At 44.8% G+C, this 14,257-nt stretch carries 9 protein-coding genes; 3 read left to right on the top strand and 6 right to left on the bottom strand.

The features are described 5' to 3' along the window. Positions 1-21 precede the first annotated feature (21 nt). The 3 genes from UWK_RS04975 to UWK_RS04985 all read right to left on the bottom strand — a co-directional run bounded on the left by UWK_RS04975 (position 22) and on the right by UWK_RS04985 (position 4,313). Positions 22-1,134: a DUF1207 domain-containing protein gene (locus UWK_RS04975; protein WP_015403262.1), complete on the bottom strand. Its 1,113-nt coding sequence runs from the start codon at positions 1,132-1,134 to the stop codon at positions 22-24. A 222-nt stretch (positions 1,135-1,356) separates the two neighbouring features. Beyond that, positions 1,357-1,836, bottom strand: a complete 480-nt coding sequence (locus UWK_RS04980) for a hypothetical protein (RefSeq protein ID WP_015403263.1) — start codon at positions 1,834-1,836, stop codon at positions 1,357-1,359. 359 nt (positions 1,837-2,195) lie between these two features. After that, the gene (locus UWK_RS04985) at positions 2,196-4,313 is read right to left on the bottom strand and encodes a sigma 54-interacting transcriptional regulator (RefSeq protein ID WP_052326964.1); all 2,118 of its coding nucleotides are present in this window, start codon (positions 4,311-4,313) and stop codon (positions 2,196-2,198) included. A gap of 388 nt (positions 4,314-4,701) precedes the next feature. Here UWK_RS04985 and UWK_RS04990 point away from each other — a divergent pair, with 388 nt between their 5' ends. After that, positions 4,702-6,366, top strand: a complete 1,665-nt coding sequence (locus UWK_RS04990; protein ID WP_015403265.1) for a methyl-accepting chemotaxis protein — start codon at positions 4,702-4,704, stop codon at positions 6,364-6,366. Here UWK_RS04990 and UWK_RS04995 read toward each other — a convergent pair. Beyond that, positions 6,356-6,562, bottom strand: a complete 207-nt coding sequence (locus UWK_RS04995; protein WP_041916315.1) for a hypothetical protein — start codon at positions 6,560-6,562, stop codon at positions 6,356-6,358. The genes UWK_RS04990 and UWK_RS04995 overlap by 11 nt on opposite strands. Before the next feature lie 155 nt (positions 6,563-6,717). On the opposite strand from UWK_RS04995, the gene UWK_RS05000 reads away from it, so the two are divergent. Both UWK_RS05000 and UWK_RS18250 read left to right on the top strand, forming a co-directional pair. Beyond that, positions 6,718-8,853 carry an ABC transporter substrate-binding protein gene (locus UWK_RS05000; RefSeq protein ID WP_015403267.1) on the top strand — a complete coding sequence of 712 codons (2,136 nt, stop codon included), beginning with the start codon at positions 6,718-6,720 and terminating at the stop codon, positions 8,851-8,853. 5 nt (positions 8,854-8,858) lie between these two features. Further along, on the top strand, positions 8,859-11,465 hold the full coding sequence (locus UWK_RS18250; protein ID WP_015403268.1) for a hybrid sensor histidine kinase/response regulator: 2,607 nt from the start codon (positions 8,859-8,861) through the stop codon (positions 11,463-11,465). A 60-nt stretch (positions 11,466-11,525) separates the two neighbouring features. Here UWK_RS18250 and UWK_RS05010 read toward each other — a convergent pair whose 3' ends face one another. Both UWK_RS05010 and UWK_RS05015 read right to left on the bottom strand, forming a co-directional pair. After that, entirely contained in the window at positions 11,526-13,430 is a 1,905-nt protein-coding gene (locus UWK_RS05010; RefSeq protein WP_015403269.1) for a PAS domain S-box protein, read from the bottom strand. Positions 13,431-13,445: 15 nt separating this feature from the next. Further along, the gene (locus UWK_RS05015; RefSeq protein ID WP_208598504.1) at positions 13,446-14,144 is read right to left on the bottom strand and encodes a phosphate/phosphite/phosphonate ABC transporter substrate-binding protein; all 699 of its coding nucleotides are present in this window, start codon (positions 14,142-14,144) and stop codon (positions 13,446-13,448) included. Positions 14,145-14,257: the final 113 nt, after the last annotated feature.

A 14,257-nucleotide genomic window follows, 5' to 3' on the forward strand; every position in this document is an offset into this window, starting at 1 on the left:
TGATGCATCTGGACAAAATCATCAATCATAGAAAAAATGAAAACCAAGTCCAATAAACTCCACGGGATCGCGTGCGTAAAACTGCCCGTTAGGAGAACTCCCATTGTAATATTCGATAAGGATTTGCAGTTTACGGCTCAGAAAAACAGGGTTTTCCAGTTGAACCCCGGCACGTAACGATACATTCGTATCCCAATCGCCCTCTTCAAAGTTCTGCAGATCGAGTGCCACAATTGGCCTGAGAGCTCCGCCCAGCCATGCCTCAGAGCTCCTGAACTCCAAACCCGACTGTGCTAGCCACGGCCTCAGGTCGGAAGGATCACGATCAAACAGATAGCCTCCTCCTCCGTATATGCGAAAACCTAAAGGAAAATTATAGGAGAGAAGCGTACCAAACCCTTCATAGCTCAGATTAATTCGTTCTTGCGCTTGACCGCTCAGCAGGTACTCATCCCCCAGATGGGAACTTTGGTGAAAGATTCGTGCCATTGCGGAAAAATTGTCTTTTTTGAGCGAGAGGGGAATTGCAACATAGTAGTCGGCATTAACTAGATCAAGCGAGTCGGCATCCATATCGAAGATGGAGAAAACTCCAGCCTGAAGCCCTACCTCCATCTGACTGTTCCACGGCCCCCCAAAGCGGTAGAAACTGAAGGTTTCACCGAAGCTAGTCGAGCCCACCCTCTCCAGCTGACTGTTTTGCTGGTATTGCTGGTAGGAAACAGAGAAATGCGGCCAGCGCGGATCCGCAAGAAGCGATTTAAAAAGCAGATCCCGTGGCAGAAAGACGTTTACCTCCGTTGCAATATCCGACTTCCCATCCGTTGGTGTGATCTTGCCATCCTCGACAACAAATACCTGACTGACACCTTCAATCGAAGAAAGCGAAGATTTCATTCGGTCGCGCACCTCATCTGGAGCCTCCAATCCCCGGATATAGATGACTCCGGACTGAACGTTGAGCTTTTCCACTGTAATCTGAAAGTCCCGTTGCAGAATCGCCGCAGCATATCCACGGATAAATTCGTCACTTGCCGGAGCGGCCCCGGAACTACAGGGAAAAAATATCACAAGGAAGAGCAAGCCTGAAAAAATATGCCATACATGCGACCTCTGTTGCTGAAAATGATTCATTTCCCCTCCTTAAATAAGGGTAGTTCCCCCCACTTGACCTGCTGCCGAGACAACCACCTGTTCGCCAGAGTTGAGACCAGATAGAATCTCGACTTGACCATCACGGCAACCTCCTCCCTTTTTTTATATATCATTTACAAATGACAGAGGAACATTACCTCCTTAACAGCTATGTAGTCGCGTTTTTGGTCATCCGAACTTCCCTTTACCATGTCGGCCAGTCTAATCACCCTTTTTGCCGTGCCCTCTGTTTTGTTTATCCTGTTTACTCTTACCTTTATCGTCGTGATCTTTTTTCCCTTGGTCACTCCACTGCTTCTTCCACTGTCCGTAAGGGATATGGTGTTCCTTTTCGTAACGGTGTCGGTAATCCTTCGGTAACTGGTACAATGGTGCTGGAACATGATGTTTTCCTATACTTTCCCACGACCCGTTATAGGCATTGGAGCGGTACCACTGGCTCCCCCGCGGCCTCCACCAATAATTATCGTAGAAGAACATGTCAGTCTCGGCCTGGGGAACAAAATAAATCGTGGAATTCGGTATCATGACCACTGCCGGGGGTTCGGCAACCATGATGGGAGGGGGGCCAATATTGATAGAGACATGGATTTCGGCAGATGCATTGTTCATGCCTCCCGGGACAAACAATGCCAGCAAAAGAACACCCACTTCTAACACTCTCCAAATAGTTTTTTTCATTTTTCTCCTCAGAGTTTAACAGTTCCTCTACATGTAAAAAAAAAACAAACTTTGTCTCAGCTAAAACTATTCTTTATAGATATAAAGCAAAAGGCATGCCGCATAGCAAAAACCGCTAAAGACACACAATATAAATTAATAACAAATGATTACCTTAACATGAGGAATAGAGGGAGAGGCGGCCGTGGACCCTTTGGCCTCAGCATGCCGCGGACCCTCAGAATTCTGAGGGTAGAAATTTCATGGAATCGAACGATTTGGCGGCTCATTGATGCCACAGTGAACCCAATAAATGAACGTTAGCTAATATTGAAGACAAGGAAAAGTTGGCTTTCTCCTGGTCCCAGATCATGGGCTGATCATCCCGAGTTGGACTGTGAAGAAACATCTCCACGAACTATCCCGAGTTTATGCATTCTCGCTCGCAGGGTGCTGGGGTGGAGCCCCAAGATCTTGGCAGCCCCCTCTTTCCCCTCAATTTGCCATCCCTTTTCCACAAGGGTACCCAGGATAAGCTTGCGCTCCATCTCCTTCACAGTTCCGCCCAAGAAAGAATCAAGAGGGGGTGAAGGATTGAGGTTATCCGCAAGCTGAAATCCCGGCCCAGGGCAGAGAATCACAGCCCGTTCGATGATACTTTCAAGTTCTCGTACATTTCCAGGCCATTGATAGTCCTGCAATGCCTGCATAGTTTCCTTGGGGATAGAGGTGATCTGCTTCCCCATTTTCCGAGCATATCGTTGCACGAAGGCATGAACCATGGGCACAATATCTTCCACCCGCTTTCGCAGAGGGGGAACCGTGATGGGAAAGACGTTCAATCGGTAGTACAGGTCCTTCCGGAATCTGCCACCGGCAATCTCATCCACCAGGTTCCGATTGGTCGTTGCTACGACACGTACATCGACCTTAATGGTCTTGGAGGAACCCAACCGTTCAAACTGGCCATGCTGGATCACCCTGAGCAGTTTGGCCTGCATTTCAAGGGGCAATTCACCTATCTCATCAAGGCACAAGGTAGAACCATCCGCGCTCTCGAACCGACCGACCTGTCGGGTATCAGCCCCGGTATAAGCCCCTTTTTCCCGGCCGAACAGTTCACTCTCCAGCAAGTTGGCGGGCAGGGCGGCACAGTTCACGGTAATAAGCGGTCGATCCCGGCGGGAACTCAAATGATGGATGGCAGTGGCAATCAGCTCCTTACCCGTACCGGTCTCGCCGAGGATCAAAACCGTGGCATCGGTTGGTGCAACCTGTTCGGCTCGATAGAGAACATACTTGAGGCCATCGCTCTGCCCAATAATATAGTCAAATTGGCTCCTCTTTTCTCTCACCTTATGAATGTAGATATTCTTGATTACCAGGCGGTCTTTCAGCGCTTTGATTTCAGCAAGGGCTTGGAGAAGGGATGCTTTCACCTGCTTATTTTCTTTGATCGCCTGCTCATATTGCTCAGTGAGTCCGTGCGCTTGGGTTCTACGCTCAGCCCTTCGTCGCTCCGTTTCATCACCGGCAACCGGGGAAGACACCGCCAAAAGATTCTGGTCGGTAACATCGCGAATGTTACACTGAATCACCTTCGTATTATTTACAAGATAGATACTGCTGATACATTCCACGGCAATTTCCCGACCGTTTTTGGTTTCCAAGGGTAAATTATCGTATCGGACATATCCTTTGCGCTGTAATTCCGAAAATACTTTTTTTGAAGCGGCAGTATCGTGAAGACAACCAATATCCCAGAGTTTTTTCCCGAGCACTTCCTCCGCAGAATACCCCAGTATTTCGGTGAGGAAAGGGTTGACATCAGTTATCTCGCTCGTCTTGGCATCAAGGATCAATATACCTTCCCTGGCTGCCTCGAAGAGACTACGGTAACGAGTTTCCGAGGCCTGCAGCGCCTCCTCCAACTCCCTGCGCTCACTGATGTCGGTGACCGTAGTCCGGCAGATTGAGTGTTCGCCGCCAAAGCCTATGGAAGATGGAATGGAATCAAGCTGGGCGTAGAAAGGTGTACCGTTTTCTTGAAGGAGGGTGAGGGAGCAGGTCTGTTTGGACGACGCAGCAAATACTTTTTTTAAATGCAGGTAAAAGAGATCACTGTCATCCTGGCTCATAAAGGAAGAAAAAGGCCTTTTGAGTAAGGCGTCCCTCCCCCCCCCCAACTGTCTGCTACCAATACGATTTACCGCTAGGATATTCCCTTTCCGGTCAAGGGTGAAATACCCGACCGGGGCCTGGTCGTACAGGTCCACGTATTGAGTGTGGGACTCCTCAAGTTCGTGTTGCATCTTTCGCAATTCTTCGTTTTGCGCCGCAAGCTCCGTCTGATGTACTCGGAGGTCATGGATCACCTCCTGATAATCATCGGGTATGAAATTCAGCTTATCAGCAACGCACTTGTCCCCTGGCTTGATAGCCTTTTTACGTTTAGAACTCTCGATGGACGTTTGCGCTTTGCGCTTATCGCTTTTCATACCCTCTATCATTTCTTTAAGAACTTATGGGAATGCAAGAGCAAAGGCAGCTTATCTTTTGTATCACTCAAGCAAATTGAAGAGAATATCTTTAGATCATCCTCATAACAAGAATTCATTTTTAGTATAGTTTCAAGTCCAGGATTGAGCAAACAAATTTATTCCATGCCCCCTTCCCTCCTGTACCCCAGGCCCCACGGCAAAATACAATACACCCTATACATCCATGCCTATAGAGCTGTTCTTGGAAAAAAAATTTCCTTTTTACCCGTTTGACATATACAATCAAAAAATGAAGAGTAACATACCATCCCCGCGTAGGCGGAGATGAGGAACAAAACTGGCCGAGCTTTGCACGTAGTGATCAGCTAAATATCAGGAGAAGAAAATGGAAATGACAATTGGAAAAAAATTTGGATCCGTCCTGGTCCTCATCTTTGTCTTGCTCTCGGTCTCCATTGTGGTGAACTGGAGAAACGGCCTGGCCACCATAGAACTTGCGGACAAAACACGGAACGAATCGGTCGTCTTTGCCATCAAGGCAAAGGATATGCAGATCGCCATCATCCAGGTTCAGCAATGGCTCACTGACATTTCAGCCACCAGAGGAGCGGAAGGTTTCGACGATGGCTTATCCGAAGCAGAGGCCAATGCTCGGATCTTCAAGGCACTGTATGAAGATTTCCACAGGATGTTCAGCGATGAGGACGAAGGGGAAGCGGTTCGGGAACTCGAAAAACTCGACGAAGATTTTGATGCCTTTTATGCAATGGGTAAAAAACTCGCCGCCACCTATGTCAATGGTGGACCTGCCGAGGGAAACAAGCTGATGAAACAGTTTGATCCTCTTGCAACAGCTCTTACCGAAGAAGTCCAGGCCCTTGTCAAGGAGCAGGTGAATGAACTTGTTGATAATATGGGGAAAATCGAGTCAAAAATACAACAGGGCCAAAAGATCAATATGATATTAAATTTTTTCACCCTGGTGGTTGCACTCTTTTTTACCTATTTTGTCACGAACGGTATTCAAAAAAATGTCCAAAAAATTCTAGTATTTGTCAACAGTCTGGCCCGCGGTGATTTATCATCTACCATAGATGTTCAATGCCGCGGAGAGCTGCGAGATATCGCAGAAAACCTTGACGAAATGCAAACAAACATCAATTCCATGCTGCGGGATGTCATTGAGGGAAACCAGATGCTCTCTTCTTCATCCTCAGAGCTTTCCTCTGTGGCCAATCAGATGTCTGCAAATGCTGAACAGACAACAGGCAGGGCTAATACTGTTTCCGTAGCGGCCGAGGAGATGAGTGCAAATATGGACTCTATTGCCGCCGCTTCTGAAGAAACTTCAGTCAACGTCAACATGGTTGCCTCTGCCGCTGAAGAGATGTCCGCAACCATAACAGAAATTGCCACCAATACGGAAAAAACAAGTCAGATAACCCAGCAGGCCGTTAGCCAGGCAGAAAACGCCTCTACTCAGATAAACGAATTAGGATTCGCGGCCCAGGAGATCGGCAAGGTAACAGAAACTATCACTGAAATATCAGAACAGACCAACCTTCTTGCCCTCAATGCAACCATTGAAGCAGCCAGAGCCGGAGAGGCCGGTAAGGGTTTTGCCGTGGTCGCCAACGAGATAAAAGATCTTGCCAAGCAGACTTCCCAAGCCACCGGGGAAATCAAAGATAAGATCTCTAAAATTCAGGCTGCAACAAACAATTCAGTCACAGAAATCACAGAAATCACAGAAGTGATAAATGAAATAAGTAAAATGATCTCCACTGTTGCGACAACTGTCGAAGAGCAGGCGGCCGCCACGCAGGAGATAGCCAGCAATGTTTCCCAGGCCTCTCAGGGTATTCAGGAAGTCAACGAGAATGTGGCTCAGGCCTCGTCAGTCACCAGGGAAGTAGCGGCTGATATTGCTGAAGTGGGACAGTCTGCAAAAGAAATGAACAATAGCAGCTCGCTGGTAAATGTGAGCGCTGAAAAATTGAGTTCCCTCGCTGAGAAATTAACGGGTGTGCTGAGTCGGTTCAAGGTGTGAAATGATACGCGTTCAGCTCCAGGGCATGGGCAGATGATATCTCTTCCATTCCCCTCACTCCGCAATGATGTACAATATACCGTACATCATTGCGGAGCAGAAGAACATGATGCATCTTCTCAACAAGTCCCTTTCTCCAACACATAGTGAGCTTGCCTGAGTAGTAAGGGGCAATATCCTCTCTCCAAAATATCATTTTTATATCTTTTTATTCGATTGCCTTTGTATTTTACCCCTCATTTCTGATAGCCTGAACAAAGCTCATTCAATCCGTTAGAACAGTGAGACTAAGAGCTGTGTTCTATAGTCAAAAGCCTTATCCCTTTGTTTCGTTTGGCTCAGGAGTGATATATGAAAAAATTCTCTTTACATTTTTTTATTCTGACATTCTTTGCGCTTAGTTCCATATGTCATGGCACAGAGTCAGAGTTATCTCCTGTCAGGATTATAGTTATTGACAGCTACCACCCTGCATACCAATGGTCCCAGGATGTGAGCCATGGATTATGTGATGCACTCCTGGCTTTTGGATACCTTGACAATAAGGAGCAAGTTGAAGCGTTTAATAGCAAGGATTATGTTGAAAGTTCCAAGCTTGTTATCTCACGCTTCTGGATGGACACCAAAAGAAAATCAAGCAAAGAGGAACAGTTTAATACTGCCAAAGAATTCACTAAATTAATAAAGAGATTTAAGCCAGACCTGATTTTACTCGGGGATGATAATGCGACAAACTACGTTGGAAATCAATTTCTGGACACGGACATTCCAATTGTTTTCTGGGGGGTAAATAATACACCGGTAAAATATGGGCTGGTAGACTGCCTGGAGAAACCAGGGCATAATGTTACAGGTGTATACCAGAGAACATATTACAAAGAGAGCCTTGAGTTACTCAAAAAAATAGTTCCACATATCAAAACATTCGTCGTTCTTTCCGATGATACAACCACTGGTAGGATTCACAACAAGGCCATTGAGCATCTTGATCGCAAGGGAGATCTTCCTGTAAAGCTTGCAGGTGTCGTTGCCACTAATGACTATGAAGTATGGAAAAATAGGGCCCTGGAGTTACAAGATACTGTTGATGCATTCTTTATTGCTTCCTCAAACGGCTTAAAAGATACAAAGGGCACAGTAGTGAGCAACGAAGAAGTTGCGATATGGTATCTGAAGAACATTACCATTCCGGAAGCATCCGGATTTCGATACAGGACTGAAGCAGGCTGGCTGTGTTCTGCCGATGATTCCGGTTATAATCAGGGATATGAAGCTGTAAGTATTGCCCATGACATCCTGGCAATGGGTTTTCAGACCGCGTCCTATCCTCCACGAACCCCGAAGAGGGGGCCCCTTATGGTAAACAGGCAGCGGGCTCAGATGCTTGGTATAACGCTCACCAAGGAAATGGGTATTGAAGAATACATTGAAGAGGCCTCAGTGTTAAACAGCCCAAAAATTATTGCACAGGATAATAAGAAAATTCTTATTATTGATAGCTACCACAAGGAGTATGACTGGACGATCAGTATGACAGAAGGACTGAATTCAGGAATGCTCGAATTAGGTTTTTTTGACAACGAAGGGCAGGTGGCAGATTTTAACAGGAATGATGTTGTGAACACATCGAGATTTACGATCAAAAAATTGTGGCTGGATAGCAAGAGACATAGTTCTGATGGTGAAATTGAAGTGAAGAGCCTTGAGTTTTATAAACAGGCAAAACTGTTTAAACCCGACCTCATTTTTCTTAACGATGATAATGCTGCTAAATATCTCGGCCCAAAATTCCTGGATTCTTCTGTCCCTGTTATCTTCAGCGGTCTTAACAATACCCCTGTAAAATATGGATTAGTTGACAATAAAGAAAAGCCTGGTCATAACGTTACAGGAGTCTATCAGAGTGGATACTTTTTGGAAGGCTTTGATCTGTTGCAACGCATTGCTCCTGCAATCAAATCCTTTGCTATCCTGTCGGATGGATCAACCACATCAAGAAACTACACCAAGGCCATCGAACATCTCGTTCAGAAAAAAGATCTCTCCTTAAATCTTATTGAGACAGTGGTCACCAGTGATTATGCAACTTGGCAGTCCAGGGCTCTTGAACTCCAGGAAAAAGCAGATGCATTTTTTTTATCACATTTTTCTTCGCTTCGGGATAAAGCCGGCAAGAATGTTTCAACAGATGAGGTCGTTAAATGGTATATGACGAACATTACTATTCCCGAAACCGTGGGACCTGGTTTTTCCATAGAGAAAGGTTTTCTCTGTGCAGTTTTGGATTCTGGCTATAACCAGGCATATCTGGCCGCGCATATTGCTTTTGATGTACTTGTCGATGGCCTTGACCCAGCGACCTATAAACCCCGGACACCCGAGCGAGGACCCAAAATAGCCAACCGGAAGCGAGCTGAAATTCTTGGGATTATGCTTACTGATGAAATGGGTATTGATCGAATTTATGAAACCTCTGTATTGGATTGACGGGAATGCTCGAAACAAAAAAATACGGTTTATCAATCTCGCACCGACTTCTTATTGCATTTCTTTCAATATTTATCATTGGCTGCAGTGCTTTAACAATCACCTACTATCTCTTCAGCCGCAATTCCATTTCCCGCTATGCCAATGAAGCAGTCATTCGGGAATTAGAGTCCATCAACGACACCTTCCGCAACACAATCCAGAAAACATTGATCCGTGAGCTAAGACTCCTATCGGCAAACCCTCTACTTGATGAGTTTCTCATTTCCTCTGAAAGTACTCGGGATATCAATGCACGGGCACTTGAAAGGCTTTTTTTACAAGAAATTAAATATGTTAAAGAAATAGAAAAAATTCGCTTTGTTGATAGCCGGGGAATGGAAAGAGTTGCAGTGAGTAAGCAAGGACGAATCAGGGAATATCGATCTTTACGGGAAGAACCTTTCTTTTTGGAGATTGAAGCATCCCCACCCGGGAGCATAACTCAAACCAATCTCTTTCCTGACTCCAACGACAACAAACTTTTTTCAATCGCTATTCATAAAACGGACCCGGATATTGGCGAATTTGGTGGAGCAATCATAGTTGATTACAATTTGGCAGAGTTCTTCGCTTTTGCCAAAAAAATAATGATTTTTGAGGAAAATCCTGTCTGGATTTTTTCCCCATCAGGTTTGGTCCTCACCAAACCATCCAATCCGCTACAGCTCGACCCACGTCCCTTCACAAACCATGCTTCTTCCAAGAACATCACTATTTATGGTCTTCATGGTGGTCTCGTTGCCACCAGTGACCTGGCAATCATAAATGACTCTCCACTGATGCAAGTGTGTATCAGTATACCTGAGAAGCTCCTTTATCAGGACATTCAACAGGTTCTCCGTTTTCTGGCTATTGTTTTTGCTGTTTCCCTTTTCCTCCTTGTTATTGCCGTCTTTTTTGTATCCAGATATCTCTCCTCTCCCCTGATCATGTTGGCTAATGCAGTCCAGAAACTTGCCAAGGAAAGTTTTTCAAAAAAAATTGATATTCATGCTACGGGCGAAGTTGGTTTTCTTGTCGATAGTTTCAACAACATGGCAAATGATCTGAGAAAAACAACCGTTTCAAAGGAATATGTGGACAGGATATTTCAGGCAATGACCAATTCACTCATCGTTCTGGACTCAGAGGGATTCATAGAATCGGTAAATAGTGCAACATTATCGCTGTTGGGTTACGAGACAAACGAACTCATTGGCCAACCATTCTCAATTATCACCACAGGTACATTTTTTACTGAAATACATAAATTGGCCACTATCAACAAACAAGAAACGTCATACTTTGCAAAAAATGGTCATGAATTTCCCATGCTGTTTTCATCAAGTAAAATGTACACCAACCAAGGGCAATTCCAGGCTTTTGTCTGCCAGGCTATTGACCTTTCTGACAAAAAACAGGCCGAACAGGAAAAAAAGCTACTTGAAGTCCAACTCCGTCAGTCCCATAAAATGGAGGCGATAGGCACACTCGCTGGCGGGATAGCCCATGATTTTAACAATATTCTTATGGGAATCATCGGGTACGCCGAGCTTGCAGAACTCAGTAACGTTCAGGGAAAGCCAGCTGTTGAAGAAATACGGGGGATAATAAAGGGCGGAATGCGAGCCCGGGATCTAGTGCAACAGATCCTTTCATTCAGCCGTAAAGATGAACATAAAGTTGGACCACTTATTCCATCCCCCATCGTCAAAGAAGCTTTGAAGCTGCTCCGCTCGACAATTCCCAGCAGTATTGAAATCAGGGAAGAAATTGATTCAGAAATTGGTGCAGTTTTAGCCGATCCGATGAAAATCCATCAAGTCGTGATGAATTTATGTACGAATGCTGTCCAGGCAATGGAAACAGGTAAAGGAACAATTACGATCATTCTGAGACAGCTTGAATTGAATGAAGAAGAGTTACTTGGTGAACCGGATGCTCAACCTGGCCTATATGTTGAACTCTCTGTAAATGACACAGGTAAAGGCATTGATCCTGCCATACAGGAACGCATTTTTGACCCCTTTTTTACTACAAAAAATGTGGGCAGCGGCACGGGTATGGGATTAGCTGTTGTGCATGGTATCGTCAAGGAATATGGTGGCTTGATTCGTATTACAAGCAATCCTGAAACTGGCACCTCTTTCCATGTATATATTCCTGTTATTGATGATGAGGAAGGACCTCCAGTTGAAGATACAAAAACGGATCTGCCCGGTGGGTCTGAACGAATTTTAATCGTCGATGATGAAATGATCGTTCTGGAGATTATGCAAAAGCGTTTAGAATACCTGGGCTATGAGGTGACCGCCTGCAATAATGGCCTTGATGCTGTCAGAATGCTGGAAGAAAAGCCAAATGCTTTCGATCTTATTATTACGGACCAGACAATGCCGCACATGCTCGGCACAGAGATGGTGAGCAAAATGCTTACAATCAGACCAGAAATACCTGTAATTTTATGTTCTGGTTACAGTACCTCTGTTTCCGAGGAAACCAGTAAAAACCTCGGCATTAAGCTCTATCTTCAAAAACCTGTCGAATTCGAAGTGCTCTCTAAAAGCATTCGCTCTGTTCTCCATTCCTAAGTACTCACCTGACTGGCTTTGATCTTTCTTAATTCCCCCTAAAAGGAATAAACATGATCATCACTGAAGAATTTGTTCTGGAACATTTTTTACGTCCGCTTTGGGAAAGAAAACGTCAAAAACACTTCCTCTTCCTTTTTGGCTTTCAACCTGTATGAAACCATCATGATCTTTGACAATACCATGAACCACAACCAAACCCATTCCTGACCCTTTACCGATTTCTCTGGTCGTGAAATAGGGATCAAATATTCTACCGATAAGCTCTTGAGGAATACCTGTTCCCGTGTCGCTGACTGAGAGTTTGATGTACATACCAGGAGGATGCGGCACAGGCTCATTTTTCAAATCTTCTTGTGTCAACTCGACTGTATGAAGAGCTATTTTAAGCGTCCCCTCTTCTCCCTGCATCGCATCTGAGGCATTGGAGCAAATATTCATCATCAGCTGATGAATCGCCATTGAATCGCCAATAATCTGTCCACAATTTTCGTCAATATCAGAAGTAATCTCAACGGTTCTTGGAATAACAGAACGTTGAAATATAATCTCTTTTTCTACAAGGGAAACAATGTCAATCGGGACATGATCTTGAAGAAATCGAGACATACGACTATACGTAAGAATCTGATGCGTAAGTTCTTTTGCACGGAGACCCGCAATGAGAATTTGCTCAATGTGTGCTTTCGCAGGGCTTGAAGCTGGTATATCATCCTGCGCTAACTCAGCATACCCGATAACCGTTGCCAGAATATTGTTAAAATCATGTGCAATACCGCCTGCCATTGTACCAATAGCTTCCATTTTATAGGTTTGTTTTAGGCGTACTTCCATTTCTCTACGTGCAGTGATATCACGGGCAATCCCTATTACTCCAACAAGTGAGCCGTTACTATCGTACATAGGCGTTTTAATCGTTTCCAGAAGTTCTCTGTGGCCGTCATCTGCAAAGGTTATTTCCTCTTCGTTTACACTGGGTCCGCCTACAGCCATAGCTGCCTTGTCTTTTTCCCGAAAAAAATCAGCCAACTCCCTGCTGACAAAGTCATAATCCGTTTTCCCTACAATCTCAGATTCTTTTGCTCCAAAAAAACGTTCAAACTTCGGATTACAGGCCAGATAAACACCATCGGGATCCTTCAGCCAAACGAGATCTGGCAATGTCTCAATCAGCGTACGGAGATGGGTTGAACTTTTCTGTAGTGCCTGCTGAGCTGTTTCTGTCTGTTTTTTCTGAGAAATAATGGTATCGAGCATCTTATTAAGCGTTTGGCCAAGTTGCCCGATTTCGTCATAGCGTGTAAAAGATATACGTTCCTCTTCATGTCCTTTAGCAATTTTACTTGATACCCTGACCAGGTGTTGTATGCCGGAGGTAAGTCCTCTAGCCATTATCAAGGCAAAGATGGACCCGACAACAATTGCAAAAAGAGTATAATAAATGCCATCCCGAGTTATAACCTGTAGCCCGTCATTTATTTTTTTCTGCGAAATAGCAACCCTCGCCCAGCCGATAAGCTGCTCATTGGCAAATATTGGACTGCCGATATCAACAAGTGCTTTATCAGTTATCAAGAACTGAGAAGACGGAGCGGCATCAATAAGAGTACAACTGATGGGATCTTCAATATAGAGACCTACCTTTGAGCGATCACTATGACCAAGTACCCTGCCGTCAGGTGAGAGAATCATAGCATAAAGGAGATCAGGAAATTGTGATTGGGAGTTAACCACCTCTTCAAGGCCGATGACATCATTTGCCAGAATCCAGGAAACAGCATTGCTGGCAAGTGTTTGAGACAGGCTGAGTGTGTTACTTATACTTTGCTCATGCAAAAAAGTTCTCTGCCTGCTCACCAGATCGTACACGAAAATAGTCATAAGAACGGCATGTACCAGTGCTATCCCTAACAGTAATTGTCTTCGTATTGAGCGATTCCATATTTTGCCTACCAGGTTGGACATATTATTTCTCTTTACTCAGTGTTCAATGGGGCGAACTTTCCTGTTGAAATCATGAAGAAATTCTACGACTGGGGCATATGTTTCATTATCAGCCTGCTCAAATCGTGAAAGTTCCATCCGGCTCAACCATTTCCTGCCCTGTTCATGGGTATGAAGAGAAAACAATATGCTGGCAACCTGATTGACTATTTCCTCAGGAACATCATTTCGAACAACCAACCCGTTATTTGGCAGGGGGGATGTTGACCATTTCACAACAAGTGCTTCAGCCAACTCTGGCCTCTCCTTTGAGAAGGCTTTCCATGGCGGTGGCCAGGTAGAACCTGCAGCAACATTGCCCAGGTAGACATTCATAATAGATGACTCCTGAGATCCCACGTATTGAATATCAATGTCATTCATGACATCAATACCATGCGTTTGCATAAAAAATTGAGGCATCATTGTTGCCGCCAGAGCAGTTGGGGCCGGGAAGCTGACGGCCTTGCCTTTCAGATCAGTTACTTCGGAAATTTCTGAATCCTTCCGGGTAAGGATAATTCCACGAAAATTTTCATCATCTCCCATTTTTCCAAAGACTGTATACCCATGTTTGAGCGAGTTCACAGTTTGATAGGGATTTGGCAGGCCAAAATGAAAGTGTCCAGCATAGAGCTTTTCATTATAGGCAGCATAATTACGGGAGGCTTCAACCGTAAATGTAGCGCCAGGGATTTGTTACGTTAGATAATCTGTGATAGGAGAAAAAATTTCGTGCAATCTTTTGGGATTATGGAGTGGATGTACCCCAAGGATATATTCATTTATGACTCGTGGCGGCTGCTTAC

This window comes from Desulfocapsa sulfexigens DSM 10523 (assembly GCF_000341395.1).
Lineage (GTDB): Bacteria > Desulfobacterota > Desulfobulbia > Desulfobulbales > Desulfocapsaceae > Desulfocapsa > Desulfocapsa sulfexigens.